General features: G+C 71.7%; 21 protein-coding genes. 12 read left to right on the forward strand and 9 right to left on the reverse strand.

Annotation, left to right across the window (positions count from 1 at the left end):
• Positions 1 to 3 precede the first annotated feature (3 nt).
• Positions 4 to 453, reverse strand: a complete 450-nt coding sequence (locus tag K2X24_RS06510) for a MarR family transcriptional regulator (RefSeq protein WP_292495925.1) — start codon at positions 451 to 453, stop codon at positions 4 to 6.
• 290 nt (positions 454 to 743) lie between these two features.
• On the opposite strand from K2X24_RS06510, the gene K2X24_RS06515 reads away from it, so the two are divergent.
• A complete protein-coding gene (locus K2X24_RS06515; RefSeq protein WP_292495888.1) occupies positions 744 to 1,841 on the forward strand; it encodes a branched-chain amino acid aminotransferase in 1,098 nt (365 codons plus the stop codon).
• 12 nt (positions 1,842 to 1,853) lie between these two features.
• Here the strand turns inward: K2X24_RS06515 and leuD are convergent, their stop codons facing one another.
• Together leuD and leuC are read right to left on the reverse strand one after the other, a co-directional pair.
• Complete coding sequence (gene leuD / locus K2X24_RS06520) at positions 1,854 to 2,462, reverse strand: 3-isopropylmalate dehydratase small subunit (protein ID WP_292495890.1); 609 nt, start codon at positions 2,460 to 2,462, stop codon at positions 1,854 to 1,856.
• A gap of 2 nt (positions 2,463 to 2,464) precedes the next feature.
• The gene (gene leuC, locus K2X24_RS06525) at positions 2,465 to 3,913 is read right to left on the reverse strand and encodes a 3-isopropylmalate dehydratase large subunit (protein ID WP_292495893.1); all 1,449 of its coding nucleotides are present in this window, start codon (positions 3,911 to 3,913) and stop codon (positions 2,465 to 2,467) included.
• Positions 3,914 to 4,087: 174 nt separating this feature from the next.
• On the opposite strand from leuC, the gene K2X24_RS06530 reads away from it, so the two are divergent.
• Positions 4,088 to 5,014, forward strand: a complete 927-nt coding sequence (locus K2X24_RS06530; RefSeq protein ID WP_292495895.1) for a LysR family transcriptional regulator — start codon at positions 4,088 to 4,090, stop codon at positions 5,012 to 5,014.
• 4 nt (positions 5,015 to 5,018) lie between these two features.
• On the opposite strand, the gene K2X24_RS06535 is transcribed toward K2X24_RS06530, so the two are convergent.
• From K2X24_RS06535 to K2X24_RS06545, 3 genes are all read right to left on the reverse strand, one after another.
• Positions 5,019 to 6,131, reverse strand: a complete 1,113-nt coding sequence (locus tag K2X24_RS06535; RefSeq protein WP_292495897.1) for a hypothetical protein — start codon at positions 6,129 to 6,131, stop codon at positions 5,019 to 5,021.
• A gap of 115 nt (positions 6,132 to 6,246) precedes the next feature.
• Positions 6,247 to 6,714, reverse strand: a complete 468-nt coding sequence (locus tag K2X24_RS06540) for an MEKHLA domain-containing protein (protein WP_292495900.1) — start codon at positions 6,712 to 6,714, stop codon at positions 6,247 to 6,249.
• 41 nt (positions 6,715 to 6,755) lie between these two features.
• Positions 6,756 to 8,042 (reverse strand): lytic murein transglycosylase, encoded by a 1,287-nt coding sequence (locus K2X24_RS06545; protein WP_292495902.1) that lies wholly within the window; start codon positions 8,040 to 8,042, stop codon positions 6,756 to 6,758.
• Positions 8,043 to 8,278: 236 nt separating this feature from the next.
• On the opposite strand from K2X24_RS06545, the gene K2X24_RS06550 reads away from it, so the two are divergent.
• A complete protein-coding gene (locus tag K2X24_RS06550) occupies positions 8,279 to 8,509 on the forward strand; it encodes a hypothetical protein (protein ID WP_292495904.1) in 231 nt (76 codons plus the stop codon).
• Positions 8,510 to 8,558: 49 nt separating this feature from the next.
• Here K2X24_RS06550 and K2X24_RS06555 read toward each other — a convergent pair whose 3' ends face one another.
• Entirely contained in the window at positions 8,559 to 8,696 is a 138-nt protein-coding gene (locus K2X24_RS06555) for a hypothetical protein (protein ID WP_238279713.1), read from the reverse strand.
• Positions 8,697 to 8,996: 300 nt separating this feature from the next.
• Between K2X24_RS06555 and K2X24_RS06560 the strand changes: the two genes are divergently transcribed.
• A complete protein-coding gene (locus tag K2X24_RS06560; RefSeq protein ID WP_292495906.1) occupies positions 8,997 to 9,794 on the forward strand; it encodes a lytic transglycosylase domain-containing protein in 798 nt (265 codons plus the stop codon).
• Positions 9,795 to 9,897: 103 nt separating this feature from the next.
• Here K2X24_RS06560 and K2X24_RS06565 read toward each other — a convergent pair whose 3' ends face one another.
• Positions 9,898 to 10,305: a hypothetical protein gene (locus tag K2X24_RS06565; RefSeq protein WP_292495907.1), complete on the reverse strand. Its 408-nt coding sequence runs from the start codon at positions 10,303 to 10,305 to the stop codon at positions 9,898 to 9,900.
• Between the two features lie 301 nt (positions 10,306 to 10,606).
• Positions 10,607 to 11,041 (reverse strand): response regulator, encoded by a 435-nt coding sequence (locus K2X24_RS06570; protein WP_292495909.1) that lies wholly within the window; start codon positions 11,039 to 11,041, stop codon positions 10,607 to 10,609.
• A 626-nt stretch (positions 11,042 to 11,667) separates the two neighbouring features.
• Between K2X24_RS06570 and sfnG the strand changes: the two genes are divergently transcribed.
• From sfnG to K2X24_RS06610, 8 genes are all read left to right on the forward strand, one after another.
• Positions 11,668 to 12,783 (forward strand): dimethylsulfone monooxygenase SfnG, encoded by a 1,116-nt coding sequence (gene sfnG / locus K2X24_RS06575; protein WP_292495910.1) that lies wholly within the window; start codon positions 11,668 to 11,670, stop codon positions 12,781 to 12,783.
• A gap of 52 nt (positions 12,784 to 12,835) precedes the next feature.
• A complete protein-coding gene (locus tag K2X24_RS06580) occupies positions 12,836 to 14,095 on the forward strand; it encodes an SfnB family sulfur acquisition oxidoreductase (RefSeq protein WP_292495911.1) in 1,260 nt (419 codons plus the stop codon).
• A gap of 278 nt (positions 14,096 to 14,373) precedes the next feature.
• Positions 14,374 to 16,230, forward strand: coding sequence for a hypothetical protein (locus K2X24_RS06585; RefSeq protein ID WP_292495912.1), 1,857 nt, complete (start codon positions 14,374 to 14,376; stop codon positions 16,228 to 16,230).
• A 231-nt stretch (positions 16,231 to 16,461) separates the two neighbouring features.
• Positions 16,462 to 17,697: an acyl-CoA dehydrogenase family protein gene (locus K2X24_RS06590; protein WP_292495913.1), complete on the forward strand. Its 1,236-nt coding sequence runs from the start codon at positions 16,462 to 16,464 to the stop codon at positions 17,695 to 17,697.
• A 12-nt stretch (positions 17,698 to 17,709) separates the two neighbouring features.
• A complete protein-coding gene (locus K2X24_RS06595) occupies positions 17,710 to 18,297 on the forward strand; it encodes a trans-aconitate 2-methyltransferase (RefSeq protein ID WP_292495915.1) in 588 nt (195 codons plus the stop codon).
• 8 nt (positions 18,298 to 18,305) lie between these two features.
• On the forward strand, positions 18,306 to 19,049 hold the full coding sequence (locus K2X24_RS06600) for a cytochrome b/b6 domain-containing protein (protein WP_292495918.1): 744 nt from the start codon (positions 18,306 to 18,308) through the stop codon (positions 19,047 to 19,049).
• A complete protein-coding gene (locus tag K2X24_RS06605; protein ID WP_292495920.1) occupies positions 19,042 to 19,782 on the forward strand; it encodes a molybdopterin-dependent oxidoreductase in 741 nt (246 codons plus the stop codon). Before K2X24_RS06600 ends, K2X24_RS06605 begins: the two co-directional genes overlap by 8 nt.
• Positions 19,783 to 20,000: 218 nt before the next feature.
• The coding region (locus K2X24_RS06610) for an MCP four helix bundle domain-containing protein (protein WP_292495922.1) at positions 20,001 to 20,872 on the forward strand (872 nt) is incomplete at its 3' end.

Below are 20,872 nucleotides of genomic sequence, written 5' to 3' on the forward strand. Positions count from 1 at the left end.
GCCTCACGGGCGCGGGGGCGCGGCCTCGGTCCGCCCGTAGGCCTGCAGGGCCTCGAAGACGCGCAGGCTCGCCGCGAGGTCGGCGGTGCTGACATTCGCGAAGACCTCGGCCCGCAGGCCCGCCAGATCCGCCTCCATCCGCGCCACAACGGCCATGCCGGCGGGGGTCAGGCTGAGCACCTTGGCACGGCGGTCGGTCGGGTCCTCGCGGCGCAGGGCGAGCCCGGCCTCGCAGAGCTGGTCGAGCAGGCGCACGAGCGACGCCCCCTCGATCCCCACGGCCTCGGCGAGGACGGTCTGGCGTGGGGCGCCGTCGAGGCGCGCGATCATGATGAGGGGGACGGCGCTGGCATCCGAGAGCCCGTGCGCCTCCATCACCGCGTTGGCAGCGCGCCGCCAGTGCCGGCCCGACACGAGCAGGGTTTGGGTGTAGGCGAGGCGGAGGCGATCCAGGTGATCGGCAAGGTCCTCGGCCGGGTCGCCGACCCAATTCTCGGCCGGGCCCTGATTCGAATCTCGGAGCGGCACGCGCGAGGCTTCCTGCGGATGGCGGACGGGAGGCGCCCGGCCCTCGATTGACTCCTAACAGTTAGAAGGCAAACCATTTGATCGCAAGCGGAGATCGGCGTATCAGGGCGCCAGCACGCGTCTCGTCGACCGGTGCGTCCGGCGGCCGGCCTCATCGTGAGACAAGTCCATCCGGAGACTTGATCGATCCGGCGAGACGTAGGTAAGGACTGACGATGAGCGCCCCCGACGACCTCTCCTTCGCCACCCTGCCGCATGCCGCGCCGGTCTCGCCGGAACGCCGGGCCGAGCTCCTCGTCGATCCCGGATTCGGGCGGGTGTTCACCGACCACATGGTGACGATCCGCTACGTCGAGGGTCGCGGCTGGCACGATGCCCGCGTCGAGGCGCGCGCGCCGATCTCCCTCGATCCGGCGGCGGCGGTGCTGCACTACGCCCAGGAGATCTTCGAGGGGCTGAAGGCCTACCGCACCGCCGACGGCGGCGCCGCCCTGTTCCGGCCGGAGGCCAACGCCCTGCGCTTCCGGCGCTCGGCCGAGCGCCTGGCGATGCCGCCGCTGCCAGACGCCGTCTTCGTCGAATCGGTCAAGCAGCTCGTCAGCGCGGACCGCGACTGGATCCCGTCGAGCGAGGGCGGCAGCCTGTATCTGCGCCCCTTCATGATCGCCAGCGAGGTGTTCCTCGGGGTCAAGCCGTCCTCGGAATACCTCTACCTCGTCATCGCCTCGGCGGTGGGCGCCTACTTCAAGGGCGGCTCCGAGACCGTGACGGTGTGGGTCTCGCGGGACCAGACCCGCGCGGCCCCCGGCGGCACCGGTGCGGCCAAGTGCGGCGGCAACTACGCCGCCAGCCTGCGCGCGCAAGCCGCGGCCGTGGAGCACGGCTGCGCCCAGGTCGTGTTCCTCGACGCGATCGAGCGCCGCTGGGTCGAGGAGCTCGGCGGCATGAACATCTTCTTCGTGTTCGACGACGGCTCGATGGTCACCCCGCCGCTCAGCGACACCATCCTGTCGGGCATCACCCGCGACTCGATCCTGACGCTGGCGAAGGCGGACGGCATCACGGTCGCCGAGCGGCCCTATTCCATCGACGACTGGAAGGCGGACGCCGCGAGCGGGCGCCTGCGCGAGGTCTTCGCCTGCGGCACCGCCGCGGTGATCACCCCGGTCGGGACCGTGCGCAGCGCGGACGGGGAATTCTCGGTCTCGGACAATGTCGCCGGCCCGGTGACGAAGCGCCTGCGCTCGGCCCTCGTGGACATCCAGCGCGGCAACGCCCCCGATCCCCACGGCTGGGTCACGCGGGTGTACTGAGCCGGGCCCGGCTCAGGCGAGCCAGGGCTGGGCCGCGAGGTGCCGGGCCTGGAATGCGCGGATCGCGTCCGCGTGGTCGAGGGTAGCGCCGATCGCGTCGAGGCCCCGGACGAGGTGATCCTTGCGCCGGGCCGGGATGTCGAAGTGCTGCACCGCGCCGTCCGCGGTGGTGATGGTCTGGGCCGGCAGGTCGATCGTCATGCGGTTGCCCGCGGGGTCGGCGGCCCGGGCCGCGAGTTCGGCCACGGCTCCGGGCGCCAGCTCGATCAGCAGCAGGCCGTTATTGGCGGCGTTGTCGGCGAAGATGCCGGCGAAGCTGGTGCCGACGAGCGCGCGGATGCCGCACTGGAGCAGGCCCCAGACCGCGTGCTCGCGTGACGAGCCGCAGCCGAAGTTCGGGCCGACCACGAGGATGCGCGCCTCCCGCCATTCGGGCCGGTTGAGGACGAAGTCCGGGCGCGGCCGGCCGGGGCCGGCATGGCGCAGGTCGTGGAAGACGGCCTCGCCCAGGCCCGCGCGGTCGATCCCCTTGAGGAACTGCTTGGGCATGATGACGTCGGTGTCGATGTTGGCGCCGGGCAGGCCGGCGGCCGGGCCCGTGACGATCGTGAAGGGCTGCATGCTCAGGTCTCCGGCGCAAGGCAGTTTTCCGGCGCGAAGCGACGACTGTCGGTGAGGTGGCCGGCGATGGCCGCGGCCGCCACCATGGCGGGGCTCATCAGGTGGGTGCGACCGCCCGCGCCCTGGCGGCCCTCGAAGTTGCGGTTGGTGCTGGAGGCGCAGCGCTCGCCCGGCGCCAGCACGTCGTCGTTCATGGCAAGACACATCGAGCAGCCCGATTGGCGCCACTCGAAGCCGGCATCGCGAAAAATCCGGTCGAGCCCCTCCGCCTCGGCCGCCCGGCGCACGCTGGAGGAGCCCGGCACCACCATGGCCTGGACGCCCTGCGCGATCCGCCGGCCGCGCACCAGGGCGGCAGCCTCGCGCAGGTCGGAGAGCCGGGCGTTGGTGCAGGAGCCGATGAAGGCGCGCTGAATCGGGATGGCGGCGAGGGACGTCCCCGGCGCCAGATCCATGTAGGCGAGCGCCCGGACCATGTCCCGGCGCCGGGCGGGATCGGGCTCGGCCGCCGGATCGGGCACGCGGCCGCCGACCGGGCCGGCCTGATCGGGGCTGGTGCCCCAGGTCACCATCGGCTCGATTCCAGCGGCGTCGAGGGCGACCTCGCGGTCGAACACGGCGCCGTCGTCGCTGTGCAGCGTCGCCCAATGGGCGCAGGCGGCGGCCCAGAGTTCACCCTTCGGCGCGCGGGGCTTGTCGGCGAGGTAGTCGAGCACGGTCCGGTCGGGGGCCATGACCACGCCCCGCGCCCCGCACTCGACGGCCATGTTGCAGATCGTCATGCGGCCCTCGACGGACATGGCCGCGACGGCGGGCCCGGCGAACTCGACGGCGTAGCCCGTCGCCCCGTCGGCGCCGATCCGGCGGATCAGGGCCATGACGACGTCCTTGGCGGTGACGCCCGGCGACAGGACGCCCGAGACCGTGACCCGCAGGGTCTTCATCCGGCGGTACACCAGGGTCTGGGTGGCGAGGTAGTGCTCGATGTCCGATGTGCCGATGCCGAAGCCGAGCGCCCCCAGCGCCCCGTAGGTGGTGGTGTGGCTGTCGCCCGCCGCCACGATCATGCCGGGCAGGACGAAGCCCTGCTCCGGAGCGACCACGTGCTCGATGCCTTGTAGCGGGTGCAGCACGTCGAGGAGTTCGATCCCGAAATCCCGGCAATTCGCGTCGAAATACGCCACCTGCCGCGCCCCGCCGGGATCCGGCATGGCGGCGACGCGCTCGGCCGCCGTGGGATTGACGTGGTCGACCACCGCCAGGGCGGCCTCGGGCCGCCAGACCCGGCGCCCGGCGGCGCGCAATCCGCTGAAGGCCTGGGGGCTGGTGTACTCGTTGAGCACCGTGCGGTCGATGTAGAGGAGGACGCTGGCGCCGGGCCCTTCGGCGTCGTCGAGGCGGCGCACGGTGTGGGCGTCCACCAGCTTGTCGTAGAGGGTGCGGGCCTGCATCGGTCTGGGTCTCGGGCTTTGCCGGGGCGTGCGGACCAGAAAGCCCGGATTCCCGGCGCGAGGCCAATGCCGTTGCGGCATGAGACGATGCCGGACCCGGCCGATTGACCCGTGCGCGCGGGCCTCGCATCCTGCGCCCCGCCGGCCCCGCGGGGCGAAGGAAGCACAGACGCGATGGATTCCGCCTGGCTGGAGGACTTCCTGGCCCTCGTCGATGGCGGCCACTTCTCCCGGGCCGCCGAGCAGCGCGGCATCACCCAGCCGGCCTTCAGCCGGAGGGTCCGGGCCCTGGAAGACTGGGTCGGCAGCCCGCTCTTCGACCGGGACAGCCAGCCCGTGAGTCTGACCCCGGCGGGCATCCGCTTCCGCCCGGTGGCGGAGGAGACCCTGCGCCGGCTCTATCAGGGGCGCGAAGCCGCCCGCGAGGCCGGGCGGGCCGCCGCCGAGACCCTGCGCTTCGCCGCGACCCAGGCCCTGTCGCTGACCTTCTTCCCGCACTGGCTGCGGACGCTGGAGGCGCGCGAATCCTTGAGCGCCACGATCCACCTCACGGCGGCGCACATGGCCGCCTGCGAGCAGGCGATGCTGCGCGGCGAGGCGCAGTTCCTGCTCTGCCACCACCATCCGGCGGCCGCGAGCTTCCTGATGTCGGACCAGTTTCGCGGCCTGCCCGTCGGCCACGACCGGCTGCTGCCCGTGAGCGCGCCGGCGCCGGGCGGGACGGGACCGCTGTTTTCCCTGTCGGAGACCGCCGAGGCCCCGGTCCCCCTCCTGAGCTTCGGCGCCGAGTCCGGGATCGGGCGCATCCTCACGGCCACCCGGGCGCTGGAAGGGAGCCTGGACGGGAGCGCGGCGCGCCTGACCCCGAGCTTCACCTCGCACCTCGCCTCGGTGCTGGTGGCCATGGCGCGCGACGGACGGGGCCTCGCCTGGGCGCCGATGAGCCTCGTGGCCGACGACCTCGCCCGCGGCACCCTGGTGCGGGCCGCCCCCCCGGACCGGGACATCGCCATCGAGATCCGGCTCTACCGCGCCCGGGCCCGCCAGAGCCCGCCGGCCGAACGCCTCTGGGCGGCGGTGGCGGGCGGGTGCGCCGGGTGAGGGTTCAGGGCAGGGCGGCGCGCTTGCGCAGGATCAGGTCGCCCCGGAACAGGAATTTCTGGGCGCGCTTGCCGGTGTCGACCTCGGTGGTGAAGACGTTGCCCCGGCTGTCCACCGCGAGGTTGTGGACCCAGTGGAAGTCGCCCGCCATGCGGCCGTTGCGGCCGAAGGCACCGAGCACCTCGCCGGTCTCGCGACTGAGGGTGCGGACCTCGTTGTTGGCCCCGTCCGCGTTGAGGAGATAGCTCTGGTCGGCGTCGGGCCAGAGCGCCAGCTCCCAGACCGAGCCGTTGGCGCGGGTGTTCTTCTCGACGAAGAACTCCTTCACGAAGCTGCCGTCGCGGCGGAAGACCTGGACGCGGTCGTTGGTGCGGTCGCAGACGTAGACCAGTCCGTCGCGGGCGATCTGCACGCAGTGGACGGGGTTGCGGAACTGCTGCGCGGGGGCGGCGGCAGGGTCGTACGCCGGGAGGGTCTCGTCCGTGGGCGGCCGGCCGTAGGCACCCCACATCCGCTTGAACGCGCCCGTCTCGGCGTCGAACACGATGATCCGATGGTTGTAGTAGCCATCGGCGACGAAGAGCTCGTTGGTCTCGGGGTCCACCTGCATCGCGGCGGGCCTGCCGAGCCGGCTGGTGTCGAGGCTGTTGGTCTGCGGCCCCTGCCGGCCGATCTGCAGGACGAACTTTCCGTCGGGCGTGAACTTCAGGATCTGCCCGTCGGTCTCGCCGTTGCCCGCGAGCCAGACGAAGCCCTTGTGGTCGATGTGGATGCCGTGCTCGTTCTGGGGCCAGTCGTACCCCTCCCCGGGGCCGCCCCAGCTGCGGATCAGGGTGCCGGCCTGGTCGAACACCAGAACCGGGGGCGCGGGGCGACAGCACTTCGTCCGCGGGGGTGAGAGGCTCGCGGCCTTCTCGTCGTCGGTGAGGGTGCGCGGACGCTGCACCACCCAGACGTTGTCCTGCGCGTCGACGGCGACTCCCGAGGCCTGCCCCATGATCCACTGGTTGGGCAGCGGCTTCGGCCAGGCCGGATCGACCTGGAAGGTCAGCGGATCCGCGGACGCCAGACCCGCCCACGCGACCGCGAGCACGGCCAGTCCCAGCCGAAGCATCATTGTGTCCTCCCGATGATCTTTTGTGTTGCCGCGACTATCCGCGTGCCGAAATCACGCGTCGAGTCTCGGCGAGGGCAGGGAGGATATTCGGCGGGGTTTTGTCAGGGCATGCCGGTCACGCATCGCGCCAGGCGGCGAAGACCGCCGCCTGGCCGGCCACGGACCCGTCCGGTCTGCGCAGCTGCCAGACCACGCCGTCCTCGATCCAGAAGCGCCGGCCGGACCGCGCGATCCGGACGCCGCGATACCCGGTGGCGAAGCCGTCGCGGGCGACCGCGTCGAGGAGGCGCTGGCGCGCGGCCCGCTCCGGCGCCTCGGCGGAGAGGCGCGAGGGCAGCCCGACGATGGCATCCCAGTCATATTCGAAGCAGGCCTGCGCCGTCCGGTTCGCGTAGATGAAGCGGGGGTCCGCTCCGCCATCGTGGGCGAGGAGGGCGAAGGGGGCCCGCGCGTAGAGCCAGCCGGCGTCGGGGGGCGCGGGCACCAGCGGCGCGCCGACGACGGCCCGGTGGCTCTCCACCACGAGCCGGAAGAAGCCGGGATCGCCGGCCAAGCCGGGGCCGGGACGCGGATCGTCGCTCATCGCACCTCAAGAGACGTTGCACGGGACATTGTGGGGAGCCGTCAGGGTCCGGCCTTGATCCGCTCCACCAGCGCGGGGTCGGCATAGCCGTCCGGCACCAGTCCCCGCGCGGCCTGGAAGGCGCGCAGGGCCGCCCGGGTCCGGGGGCCCGGCTTGCCGTCCGCGGCGCCCGGCGCGAACCCGAGCTCGGCGAGCCGGGCCTGCAGCCCCTTGAGGGAGTCCGCGCTCAGCATGGCGTCGCCGCGCGGCCAGTCCCGCTCGAAGGCGGGGGCGCCGCGCAGGCGGTCCGCCAGATGGGCCACCGTGAGGGCGTAGGACAGGGCGGTGTTGTAGCGCAGGATCATCCGGAAGTTCGGCTGGAGCAGGAATGCGGGTCCGCGCGCCCCGGCCGGCACGATCAGGACCGCGCCCGCGCCGTCGTCGGCCGGCGCCTGGACGGGCGCGGCGCCCAGCGCGCGCCAGGCGGCGAAGCTGCGCTCTGTGGTCTCGTCGGCGAGCGCGTAGTCGAAGCCCGGGTCCAGGCGCGCCTCGCTGCCCCAGCGCTCGCCCGGCCGCCAGCCCATGGCCGTGAGGTAGTTGGCCGTGGAGGCGAGGGCATCCGGAACCGAGGTCCAGATATCGCGCCGCCCGTCGCCGTCGAAATCCACCGCGTAGGCCTGGTAGACGGTGGGCATGAACTGGGTGTGGCCCATGGCGCCGGCCCAGGAGCCGGTGAGGGGCTCGGCCGTCGGCCGATCCTGGGCCAGGATCTGGAGCGCCGCCACCAGCTCGCCGCGCCAGTAGGGCGCGCGCGGCGTCGGCGTGCAGGCGAGCGTCGCCAGGGAGCGCAGGACGGGGCGCACGATGCCGGGATCGTCGAGGACGCTGCCGTAGGTGGATTCGACGCCCCAGAACGCCACCAGGATGTGACGGTCGACGCCGTAGCGCGCCTCGATCGCCGCGAGGGTTGGGCCCCATTCCACCAGCTTGGCGCGGCCCGTAGCGATCCGCGCCTCGGTGAGGTTGGCGTCGAGATAGGCCCAGATCGGCTTGACGAACTCCGCCTGGTTCTGCGTGGCCGCGACCACCTCGGGATCGACGGGCAGATCCGTCAGGCGCGCGGCGATCGCGGCGGGCACGCCCTGGATCTCGGCAGCGCGGGCGATCTCGCCGAGGCAGTCGGCGGGCGCGGGGACGGACGCCTCCGGACCGGCGGCGGGGACGGGGGGCGGAGACGGGGTCTGGGCCGGGGTATCCGCCTGCGTCGGCGGCGCGCCGAAGGCCGGCCCCGCGAGGGCGAGGCTCAGCAGGGCGGCTTCGAGGCGAAGGGTTCGACGGCGACACCGCATGCAGCTTGTCCTCTCGTCCGGCGGTTTGGCCCCGCGAGCGCCTCGCGCGGCGAGGGACCGGACACGGGCGACGGTCGGAGATCGGGTACGGTCCCGTCAACCGAGCCTTTGCGCGCACCGGGGCGGGACGAGACTGGGGGGCCTGTTGCCAGGGGCGGGATGCCGGGGGCAGAAGCCGTCAGGCACGAACATCGCACCGAACGCCGCGACGCCCGACCGCGAGAGGACAGCCCCCAATGCTGGTCGCCCTGATCCTCTTCCTGGGGGGTGCCGCCGTCGGCCTCTACAGCCACGTGATGTTCGCCTTCGGCCTGTCCGGCGTGGTGCTGGCGCTCTCGCTCGTCGCCTGGGTGGTCCGGGGTGAGCTGACGCTCGCCGGCATCCTGGTGCTCTTCGCCCACCTCGCGGCCCTGCAGGCGGGGTACCTCCTGGGCGCCTACCTGCGCGCGGGCCGGCCGATCCGCTGATCCGGCCTCGGGTCGATCGGAGCGGCCGAGCCGGCGGGGGGACCGCCGCTCACCAGAACCAGACCGGCTCGTGGCGGAGCACCAGGATCGGAACCCACAGGAGCAGCGCCGTCCCGCACAGGATCAGGATCAGGGACAATGACGGCTGCCGGCTCAACCGGGCACAGAGTGTTCTGAAACGGGACATGCTTGCTGCAATCCAGGACATTTCGGACGTGTCCCTGGGTTGGACTGCAGGCCGCGGGCCGCCGTCCCCGCCGACGCTGGCCGACATCTGTCCCGGCCGCGATGGGGGACGCGAAGCGTGCAACGAAGACACGGTGGTCCGCCGGTTTCGTCAAAGTGACGGGGCAGGCCTCAAGCAGAACCAAAATTGCCGCAAAGAGGCTCGACTCACCGCAACGTTTGTAGCCTTGGTCCGCCAAGGGGTCGCGTTCGAGCAGTGCGCCAGCCCGTGATGGACGCGGCGCGCGAGGGAGTTTTGAGAATGATCGGCAGTGGGTATCGGGCACCGTGGTTCGCGGCGGCCCTCGCGGCGCTCGCCTGCATGGCGGGCCGCGCGGATGCGGCGCAATGCGGCAACACCGCCGCCGGCTTCGAGTCGTGGAAGCGCGAATTCTCCGACGAGGCCCGAGGCCGGGCGAGTGCCGCGAGCCTCGCGGCACTGATGGGGACGACCTACTCGACGGCCACCATCTCGGCCGATCGCGGCCAGAAGAGCTTCAAGCTGTCGCTGGACCAGTTCCTGGCCAAGCGCGGCGGCAACACCATCGTGTCGCGCGGCCGGGCCCTGAAGGCGAAGAACGCGGCCCTGTTCGACCAGATCGAGCAGCGCTACGGCGTGCCGCCCGGCCCGCTCCTGGCGATCTGGGGCATGGAGACGGGCTTCGGCGCGGTGACGGGCAACGTGAACACCCTCTCGGCGGTGGCGACGCTGGCCTACGATTGCCGGCGCTCGGCCTATTTCACCGACCAGCTCTACGCCGCCCTCACCCTGGTCGATCGCGGCGTGCTGACCGCGAGCACCAGGGGCGCGGCCCACGGCGAGGTCGGCCACACGCAGTTCCTGCCCAAGAACGTCCTGACCTACGGCGTCGGCGGCAGCCTGGACAATTCGAGCAACGCCCTGAATTCCACGGCGAACTTCCTCAAGGGCCATGGCTGGCGCGCGGGCGCCGGCTACCAGCCGGGCGAGCCGAACTTCGCCGCGATCCAAGGCTGGAACGCCGCCTCGGTCTACCAGCGCGCGATCGCGCTCCTCGGCCAGCGCATCGACGGACAATAATCGCCAAGTACCAACGGCGAGGAAGCAACGGCCAAGAACCAACGGCCAGGAACCAATCGCAAGGAGCCGGGGGCACGCACGCGGGGTGCCCCCGGCGAAACGATCACGGAACGACGGCGGCCACGTCGTCGGTGCAGAGCATGAGATCGGTGGCCCGAGCCACGAGGCCGGCCATGATCCGCTCGTCCTCCGGTGCGCGCGGGCTGGCCGCCAGGCGCGCGGCATCCCGCTTGAGGGTCCGGTTGCAGTCGCAACTGGGCAGGCCGCCATCCGGCGTGCAGGCATCGTGCTTGCGGCAGGCGGCGTCGAGGGCGTCGACGGGCGCGACGTCCATGCCGTCGTTGCCGGGTCCGCAATAATGCCCGTGCACGAGGAGGGCAGGGCGCGGGGTCTGGTTCGGCGGGGTCGTCGGTTCGGTCGCGGGGGGCTGGCCCGGCAGGGGCTGGGCAAAGGCGAACGAGGCGTCGAGAGTCAGGGCTCCGAGGAGCAGGGCGCAGGTCAGCAGCCGCATCGGATGTCTCCGGCAGGTTGGGCGGGTCGGATATGAGCGGATAGGGCCGGGCGGCCCGGAATTCGCGGGATCGCCGCGGGCGACGGGGCACCGTCGCGTCAGCTCACGGCGGTCCGGCCGAGCGGATCGGGCGCGTGCAATTCATCGTCGTGGTGTCCTGCTCGAAGGCGAGGCGGAACGCGATCTTGCCGCGCCGCCGTCCGGTTGAGCCCCTCGAAGCAGACAATGCCATCGAAACCGCCGCGTTCCCTAAAAAGTGGCGGTCCGCGCCATCCCGAATCCGCGTCGCAGGTCCTGTGAATCAGGCCGCACGGTCGAAATCCGCCGGGAGGGCGAGCCCCGCGCGCGGGGCAGCGGCGAGAATCTCCACGATCAGGGCGACGAGTTGGTGCCCGTGATAGGGCGTCCGCAGGCAGAGCGCGCCCGGCACCATCGGGCCGGACTCGAGCCGGCGAGGGGAGCGCGCGGTGTAGACCACGCCCACCGTCGGATCGAGGCAGCGGGCGACGTCCGCCAGCGAGAGACCGTCCACCGTGTCGCGGACATCGGCATCGGTCACCAGCACGTCGACCCGGCGCCGGCCGGGCTGGGCGAGGAGGAGGGCTTCGACCTCCCCGGCGGTGCGTGCTCCGATGACGTCGTAGCCCGACATTTCCAGGCAGCTCGTGGTGATGCAGCGGGTCAGCTCGTCTCCGGCGAGGAGAACCACGAGCGGTTGGCGGGACTCGGCCTGCATGGCGATCTTCCTGGGTGAACCGATGTCGAACGCTTCGGCTTTCTAGTGGACGGTTGCCCGATCGTAGAAATCGGCGGGTTAACGCGTCCTTAAACAACCGGTTTCATCAGGCAATATCTTTTCCGATCCCAAGCTTACAGGATCGACAATTTGGGGCAGTTGCCCAACGTATCAGCATCGGACTGCCTATAAAGAATGCCGATCCCGCAATGACTGCATCTTGATTGGATTTTGTCCGCGCGGGCCATCAGGGGCCAGGTATCCGGTGTGCCAAGCTTCGAAGACGAGGCGCCCCGGGCAGGCGGCCGGCCCCGGAGGCGGGTGGTTATCCGAACGTCGTCGCGCGCCCCGTCGGCCCCCGGGAAGGGCCATAGGCGGATCGTTCGGCCGTCGCGACGAACGAGAGAACAGGCTTTCCCATTCCAGCCGAAAAAAGCCGTTCGGTTCCTTTGACGCCGCCCTCCGTCCAGTCGATGCTGTCGATCGAACGGCCCAGCAGAGCACAGGCACAGTTCTTCGGAAGTCATCATGCCTTCGTGTTCTCGCTTAATTTTGTATTCAAGTCTCCAACCCTGGATCTATGCGCGCCGATCCTTGGCGCCGGATCCGCATGCGCGGGTGTCATCATGAGCGTCCAACCATCAAACCGTCACAACGACGAGCCGATCCGCTTCGCCTACTGGGTGCCCAACGTCTCGGGCGGCCTCGTCATCAGCAAGATTCCCCAGCGCACGAGCTGGGACGCGCCCTACAATCGGCGCCTCGCGCAGATCGCGGAAGCGGCCGGGTTCGACTACGCCCTGACGCAGATCCGCTTCACCGCCGGCTACGGGGCCGAGTACCAGCACGAATCCGTCGCCTTCAGCCACGCGCTGCTGGCCGTGACCTCGAAATTGAAGGTCATCGCCGCCCTCCTGCCCGGTCCCTGGAACCCGACGCTCGCCGCCAAGCAGATCGCCACGATCAGCCAGCTCACCGAGGGGCGCATCGCCATCAACGTGGTCTCGGGCTGGTTCTCGGGCGAGTTTCGGGCGATCGGCGAGCCGTGGCTCGACCATGACGAGCGCTACCGCCGCTCGGAGGAGTTCATCCGCGCGCTACGGGGTATCTGGACCCAGGACAACTTTACCTTCCGGGGCGATTTCTACCGCTACAGCGACTACACCCTGAAACCCAAGCCCGCCGATCCGCAGCCCGAGATCTTCCAGGGCGGGTCGTCCCGCGCGGCGCGCGACATGGCGGCCCGGGTCTCGGACTGGTACTTCACCAACGGCAACACGCCGGAGGGCATCCGGGCCCAGGTCGAGGACATCCAGGCCAAGGCGCGGGCCAACGGTCACGCGGTCAAGGTCGGCGTCAACGCCTTCGTGGTCGCCCGCGACACGGAAGCCGAGGCCCGCGCGGTCGTCCAGGAGATCATCGACCAAGCCGATCCCGACGCCGTGAAGGCCTTCGGGCACGAGGCGAAGAACGCCGGCCGCGCCTCGCCGGAGGGCGAGGGCAACTGGGCCAAGTCCAGCTTCGAGGACCTCGTCCAGTACAACGACGGCTTCAAGACCAACCTGATCGGAACGCCGGACCAGATCGCCGAGCGCATCGTGGCGCTGAAGGACGTCGGCGTCGAGCTGGCCCTCCTCGCCTTCCTGCACTTCCAGGAGGAGGTCGCGTATTTCGGGGAGCACGTCATCCCGCGGGTCCGCGCCCTGGAAGCGGCGCGCGCCGAGCGGGCTCAAGCAGCCTGAGCCGAGCCGCCCCCGCTTCCCCGATCCCGATTCCCCGATCCAGAGACACCCCATGACCATCGCCGTCAGTCCGAACCCGCGCGACACCGAGCGCTGGCCCGCCGGGGCGCCCGGCCCCGCGCGCGCCGCCGAGCCGGCCCACGTCATCCGCGACGCCGCCGAGGCCCTGCGCGTCGCCCACGCCCTGGCGGACACGTTCCGGGCGGGCGCCTCCGAGCGCGACCGCAGCGGGCGCCGCCCCCTGGCCGAGCTCGACGCGTTCTCCCAGAGCGGCCTGTGGTCGATCAACGTGCCGCGGGCCCATGGCGGGCCGGGACTGTCCTACCGGACCCTGGCGCAGGTCATCGCCATCGTGTCGGCGGCCGATCCGTCCATCGGGCAGATCGCCCAGAACCACCTCGGCATCGTGGCGTCGATCGACACGGTCTCGGACGAGGCCCAGAAGGCCCTGCTGTTCGGCCTCGTGCTCGCCGGGACCCGGTTCGGCAACGCCTTCTCGGAGATCGGCACGCCGCGCGCCGCCGACTTCCGGACCCATTTCGTGGAGGACGGCGACCACGTGGTGGTGCAGGGCACCAAGTTCTACGCCACCGGCGCGCTCCTGGCCCACCTCGTGCCCATCGTCGCCCTCGATGGAGAGGGCCGGGCCTGGTACGCCATCGCGGAGCGCAACGCGCCGGGCCTGACGGTGATCGACGACTGGTCGAGCTTCAGCCAGCGCACCACCGCGAGCGGCACCGTGCAGATCGACGGCGTGCGGGTGCCGAAATCCCACCTGGTGCCGGCCTGGAAGGGCTACGCTCGCCCCAGCGCCGACGGGGCGATCTTCCAGATCATCCAGGCGGCCGTGGATGCGGGCATCGCCCGGGCGGCGCTGGCCGAGACCATCGACTTCGTGCGCACCCGGTCCCGCCCCTGGATCGACAGCGGGCTGGAGCGCGCCGCCGACGACCCCCACACCATCCGCATCGTCGGCGACCTGACGATTCGCCTGCACGCGGCCGAAGCCCTGCTCGACCGGGCCGGCCTCGCCATCGACGCCGCCGTGGCGGACCCCGACGCCGACACGGTGGCGGCCGCTCAGTTGGCGGTGGCGGAAGCCAAGGTGCTCACCACCGAGGTGGCGCTCAGCACCACAAACACCCTGTTCGAGCTCGCCGGCACCCGCGCGACGCTCGCCGAGCACAACCTCGACCGCCATTGGCGCAACGCCCGCACCCACACGCTCCACGATCCCGTGCGCTGGAAATACGCGATCATCGGCAACCACGCCCTCAACGGCGTGAACCCGCCCTTCCACGCCTGGAGTTGACAGAAAGGCCCTGCGAGGGGCGCGGGCGCCCCTTGCCGGATCGCCGCGACACGCCCGGCCGCGTCGCGGCCGATCCCGCCCCTGCGCCGTCCTGGCTCGGACCCTCTCGCCCGACCCGGGTTCGACGGCCTCCATCCCGGTCGAGGATACGGGCCGCGATCGGAACCGACGTGCGGCCCTTCGATGGTCCGTTAACCCGCCGCTGAAACAGTACCGGCTCCGGCCAACCCGCTGTCGTCTGGGCCCGGAGCGGATGACACGGCCGGGCGGACGGATCAGTGAGAGCAACCTACCGTCTTCCGGCGCCGGCCCGTGCCGAACCGTCCTGCGCCAAGTCCTCCTCCGCCGACCGTTCGGCCTTCGACAATCCCGCGATCCTGTGGCTGCTCGTGGTGTTGGGCCTCTACACCCTCTATCCCCTCGCCGACCTTCGCGCGGTGGTCGAGCGCCTGCGCCTGCCGGATTCCGACGACGCGATGCGTCTCGTTCAGGTCCGCGACCTTCTGGCCGGACAGGGCTGGTTCGACATGGTCCAGCACCGGCTGATGCCGCCGGGGGGCGCCGGCATGCACTGGTCCCGCCTCGTCGACGCGCCCCTCGCGGGTCTGATCGGCCTCGCCACGCCCTGGCTCGGTCGTCCCCTGGCGGAGGGCATCGTCGCGGCCGCGTGGCCGCCGGCCCTGTTCGCCGTCTATCTCCTCATCGTCTACCGCGCCGTCCGTTCCCGCTTCGGCGTTCGCCCGGCCCTGCTGGCCCTCTTCGCCGCCACCCAGGTCGCCGGGCTCGGGACGCTCTTCGCCTTCGGACGGATCGATCACCACAACGTCCAGGTGCTGCTCGTCCTTCTCCTCGGATGCGCCCTCGCCGAGTCCGGGCGCCGCGTCCGCGCAGCCGCCGTCGGCGGGCTCGCCACGGCGGCTTCCCTGGCGGTCGGCCTCGAAGCGCTGCCCGTGATCGTGATCGGCGGTCTCTTCGTGTTGGGCGACTGGATCGTGGCGGGACGAACGGGGCTTCCGGCGTTTCGGGCGTTCACCCTGACCCTGGCGGGCGCCAGCCTCGGCCTGTTCCTGGTTCAGACCGACCCGAACCTGTGGGCGACGACGCAATGCGACGCGCTCTCACCGCCGTGGCTCTGGCTGGCCGTGGGGTCCGCCGCCGTCGCATCGGGCGCCACCGTCCTTGCCGCACGTCTCGGCACGCCGCTTCGCCGCGCCGGTTTCGCGGTCGCCTGCGGTGTCGTCGTGCTGGCTGTCTTCGTGTCCCTCGCCCCGCGCTGCCTGTCGGGCCCCTTCCAGGGCCTGCCGGCTTTCGTCCGGACGGAGTGGCTCGACCACGTTCGGGAAATGCAATCCGCCCGCAGCCTCCTGGCGACGCTTCCGGACGTCGCGCTCGCCTGCTACGGGCCGCTGCTGCTGGCGGGGCTGGTGGCGGCGCACGCGGCCCTGCGCGGTCGCCCGGAGATCCGGCGCGGCGCGGCCCTGACCGCCGCGTTCCTTCTCTCCGGCTTCGTCCTGGCCCAGTTCCAGTTCCGCAGCCTCTACATGGCCGCGGCCTTCATTCCCCTGGTCGCCGGCCCCCTCTTCAGCCACACCCTCACGCTTCTGCGCGCCCCCGCTCCCGCATGGCACCGCGTCGCGACCGCGAGCGTGGCCTGTCTGTTGATCGCGCAGGTCTGGATGTTGCTCCACGCGCCCTTCAGCGGGAGCGCGCCGGAGAGTGCGGCACAAGCACCGGCCGGACCGGGTTGCGGCACGGACCAGTCCCTGGTCGCCCTGGACATGCTTCCGTCCGGCCTCATCCTGGCCGACCAGGATCTGGGCCCGTCGATCCTGCTGCACAGCCATCATGGCGTCGTGGCGGCCCCGTATCACCGCGCGATCACGGGGTTGATCGCCGCGGTTGAAGGTCTCTCCGGCGACGAGGCGACCCTGAAGCGGGCGCTGGCCACCTCCGGAGCCACCTACCTCGTCGTCTGCACTTCTGGCGTGACGAGCAGGGACCCCGCTATGACTTCGTTCGCCCGCCGGCTGGCCGAAGGCACGGCGACGGCCCCGTGGCTCGAACGCCTGCCCCTCGCCGGGACGCCGCTGGCCGCCTGGCGCGTTCGGCTCGCCGGGCAGGGACCTGGCGCGTGATACCGGTCTCCCCGGCGAGCCGGCCCGAGCGAGCCGACCGGCGCATGGCGGTCGCCGATCTGCGCGCCGGACGCGCCGCGTTGCGCCGCGAGACGGTCTCCGCGCCCCGCTGACGGGCGGTCGCGGCCCCGTCAGCGGGGTTGGGCCGGCACGGGCGAGCGCAGGGGGTGAGCCGGGCTCGGTACGGAATCTCCCCCTGGCCGTCGCGCATCTGTGATCCATCTTCCGACGATGAACGCCCTACCGCAGAATTGCATCGACACCGGCCCGGCTCGGATCGCGGTCGCCGCGCGCGCCGTCTCCCGCCGCGCGGCCGAGCGGGCCGACGGGCTCGATCGGGACGGCGGGTTTCCGGCCGAGGATATCGCCGACGCCCATGCGGCGGGCCTGCTCACGGCGCCGCTGCCGGTGGCGCTGGGCGGGGCCGGCCTCGACGCGCCCCATCGGGCGCCGGTCCTGGCCGATCTCCTGGCCCAGATCGGACGCGGCAGCCTCGCCCTCGGCCGGCTCTACGAGGGGCACGTCAATGCCCTCGCCCTGGTGCTGCGCTACGCCGAGCCGGCGGTGGCCGAGCGCCTCGCCGCGGATGCCCGCGCCGGACACCTGTTCGGCGTCTGGAACACGCAGCCCCAGGCCGGCGGCCTCAGCCTTGAGAAAGCCAGCGGCCTCAGCCTTGAAAAGGCTGGCGGCCTCGACCTCGATCCGGCGGGTGAATCCTGGACCCTGTCGGGGGTGAAGTCCTTCGCCTCCGGTGCGGGGGCGGTGACCCGGCCCCTCGTCACCGCGCGCCGGCCTGACGGGCGCCAGCAGATGCTCGTGGTGGACTTGGAGCCCGGCACCCGCGCCGACCTGTCCGGCTGGCGGGCCCAGGGCATGCGCGCCTCGACATCGGGCATCCTCGACTTCACCGGCCTTCCCGCCGGCCCCGGCAGCTTCGTCGGCGGCCCCGACGACTACTTTGCCGAGCCGCACTTCTCCGGCGGCGCCTGGCGCTTCGCCGCCGTGCAGCTCGGCGGCATCGAGGCGGTGTTCGATGCGCTCCGGACCCATCTCCGGGCCACCGGGCGGGGCGGCGACCCGCATCAGGCGGCCCGCCTCGGCGAGGCCGCGATCGCGGTGGAGGGCGCGCGCCTCTTCGTCGGCCACGCGGCGCGGCTCGCCGCCGACCCGGAGGCGGAGCCCGACCGGGTGATCGCCTACGTCAACCTGACCCGCCTCGCCGTGGAGCGGGCTGGGCTCGACGTGCTGGAGCGGGCCCAGCGCTCGGTGGGGCTGGCGGGCTTCCTCAGCCCCCATCCCCTGGAGCGCCTGGCGCGGGATCTGGCCACCTATCTGCGCCAGCCCGGGCCCGACCGGGCCCTGACCAGCGCGGCGGCCCACGTCCTGGCGGAGGCGCGGCCGGCGGACATGCTCTGGCGCAACCCCGCCGGGGTGCCTATTCCTGACGAGGCTCCGGCCGATCCGTAGGCGCAGACCTCCATGACCCGCTCCCCGCACACGCTGCCGCCGGACTACTTCACCGGACTCTACGCCGCGAACCCCGATCCGTGGGACTTCACCACCAGCGCCTACGAGCACGCCAAGTACGACGCCACCCTGGCGGCCCTGGAACGGGAGACATACTCGCAGGCCCTGGAGGTCGGGTGCTCCATCGGCGTGCTGACCCACCGGCTGGCCGAGCGCTGCACGGCCCTGCTCGCCCTCGACGTGGCCGAGACCGCCCTCGACGCCGCCCGCGCCCGCTGCGCCGCGCAACCCCACGTCGCCTTCCGGCGCGCGGCGGTGCCGGCGGAGTGGCCTCCCGGCCGGTTCGACCTCGTGGTGCTCTCGGAGGTGCTGTACTTCTTCACGCCCGAAGATCTCGCCCGCATCGCCGACCGCCTCGTGGCGGCGCTGAACCCGGGGGGCGAGGTCGTCCTCGTGCATTGGCTGGGGGAGACGGACTTCCCCTTAAGCGCCGACGCGGCGGTCGAGGGGCTGGTCGATCTGACCCGGGGCGTCCTCGAACCGGGCCGCCGGAGCCGGACCGAGGGCTACCGCCTCGACGTGCTGCGGGCGCCCACGTGAGGCCCCCGATGGCGGAGGACCCGGACCCCTCCCTGGTTCACCGGCACGCCGCCTGGGTGCGCGTGACCCATTGGCTCAACGCGGTCGCGTTCCTCGCCCTGGTCGTCAGCGGCATCGCGATCCTGCTCGCCCTGCCGCGCCTGTTCTGGGGCGAGACCGGGGCCAACGGGGCACCGGCCGCCCTCGACCTGCCGCTGCCGGTCAACCTCGAGCAGACGGGCTGGGGCCGCAACCTGCACTTCCTGTCCGCCTGGGTGCTCGTCCTCAACGGGATCGTCTACCTCATCGTCGCCTTCGTGGGCGGCCACTTCGCCCGCGACCTCGTGCCGGACCGCGACCAGCTCGCCCCGCGCCACCTCGCCCGCGAGATCGCCGACCATGCGCGCCTCAAAGCGGCCCGCGGGCGCGAGGCCCTGCGCTACAACGCCCTGCAGAAATTCGCCTATCTGGCGGTGCTGTTCGGGCTGTTCCCCCTCATGGTGCTCACCGGGCTCACCATGTCGCCGGGGGTGACCGCGGCCTATCCGGAACTCTTCACCCTGTTCGGCGGCCGGCAATCGGCCCGCACCCTGCATTTCCTCACGGCCTGCCTGCTCGTGCTCTTCCTCGTCGTCCACGTGGCCCAGGTCTTCGTGGGCGGGGCCGGCAACCTGATGCGGTCGATGATCACCGGCCGCTTCCGCGTTCCCCCGGAGCCCGCCCGGACGACCCGCGCCGCCCGAGATCGCCTCACGGAGTCTCCCGATGCGTGACCTCTCGCGCCGCCGCCTCCTCACCGGCTCGGGCAGCCTGATCGGCGCCGGCCTCCTCGGCGGCTGCGACGCCCCGGCCCTGTCGCGGCTCGCCTCCCCGTACGACTGGAGCAACGGCCTGACCTTCGCGGTGCAGCGCTGGCTCCAGCGCCACCAGCCCCTGGTGCGCGAGTTCGGCCCCGACGCCATCTCGGCCGTCTTCCCGACCATCAACACCACCGATCCCGACAATCCCGACTACCGGCGCTCGAAGGCCCTGGGCTTCTCCGACTGGAAGCTCCCCGTCAGCGGCCTCGTGGCGCGCCCGGCCGCCTTCTCGCTGGCCGAGCTGAAGGCGATGCCGGCCCGCACCCAGATCACCCTCCATTCCTGCGAGCAGGGCTGGTCGGCCATCGGCGGCTGGACCGGCGTGCCGCTGGCCCATCTCCTCACCCATGTCGGCCTGAAGCCGGAGGCGCGCTTCGTCGTGGTGCGCAGCGTCGACGGCTGGTGGGACAGCTACGACCTGTTCGACGCCCTCCACCCCCAGACCATTCTCGCCTACGGCATGAACGGCAGCGCCCTGCCGGTGGCGCACGGGGCGCCGGTGCGCCTGCGGGTCGAGCGCCAGCTCGGCTACAAGAGCCTGAAATACATCAGCGCGATCGAGGCGGTGGAGCGGGTCGACGGCCTCGGCAAGGGCCGCGGCAGCATGGTCGCCGAACTCGGCTTCCCCTGGTACGCGGGCATCTGAGCGTCCTCGGCGCGTGTAACCGCACGCTCCCGGTCCGTATAGCGATCTCACCCCATCGTCGAACGCGCCGCTATGTACGTAATCGATCCGGCCGCATCGACTGGCGAAACCGTAACCAGTCAGTGATCGTCACGATTCGGGCCAATCCGATAACGCCACATTAAGCATGGCGGCCGTTTATCTCCGCTCGGAAGTCAAATCCGGACGGTCCCACGACGATGCGCGTTTCTCTGAAATCCATCCTGATTGGTTCGATAAGTCTGCTCGGCGTCGCTGCGGCGGGGCAGAGCGTGGTCAGCGTCGTGAAGCTCCGGGCGATCGAGCGCGAGGTGACCGAGGTCGCCACCAACTGGCTCCCCTCCGTCAACGTCGTGAACACGATCAGCACGGCGACGCGCGACGTGCGCGTGAAGCTGTACCGCTTCGTCGTCGCCTCCGAGACGTCGCAGGCGCTGGCGGAGAACGAGGCGGGCCTGAAGAAGGCCCTCGACGCCCTCGACGGGCTGCGCCGGACCTACGAGCCGCTGATCAGCTCCGCCGAGGAGAAGGCGATCTACGACAGCTTCACGCCCCTGTGGGCGCGCTACGCCGAAGGCCAGCAGACGGTCATCGGGCTCGTGAAGGCGGGCCGGACGGCCGAGGCCTTGGCGCTCACCACCAGCCCCGAGATGGCCGACCTGAACAACGGCGCCATCCGGGCCCTGCAGCGGACGGTCGACTTCAACCGGGAGGGCGCCCAGCGCAGCACCGCGCTGAGCCTGGCCAGCGCCGCCTCGGCCGGGCTCATGGCCTGGGTCGCGATGGCGATCTCGGTGGTGGCGGCCCTCGGCGCGATGCTCTTCAGCCTGTTCGGCGTCGCGCGTCCGATCGAGCGCATGACCCGCACCATGGGTCGGCTGGCCGGCGGCGACACCGCCGTGGACATCCCGTCCCGCATCCGCCGCGACGAGATCGGCGCCATGGCCGCCGCCGTGAGCGTGTTTCGGGACAACATGATCCAGGCCCGCAAACTGGAAGAGGAGACGGTGCTGGCGCGGGCAGGCGCCGAGGCGCAGCGCCAGGCGGGAATGCGGGCCATGGCCGACCGCTT

Source organism: Methylobacterium sp., from assembly GCF_019750675.1.
Lineage (GTDB): Bacteria > Pseudomonadota > Alphaproteobacteria > Rhizobiales > Beijerinckiaceae > Methylobacterium.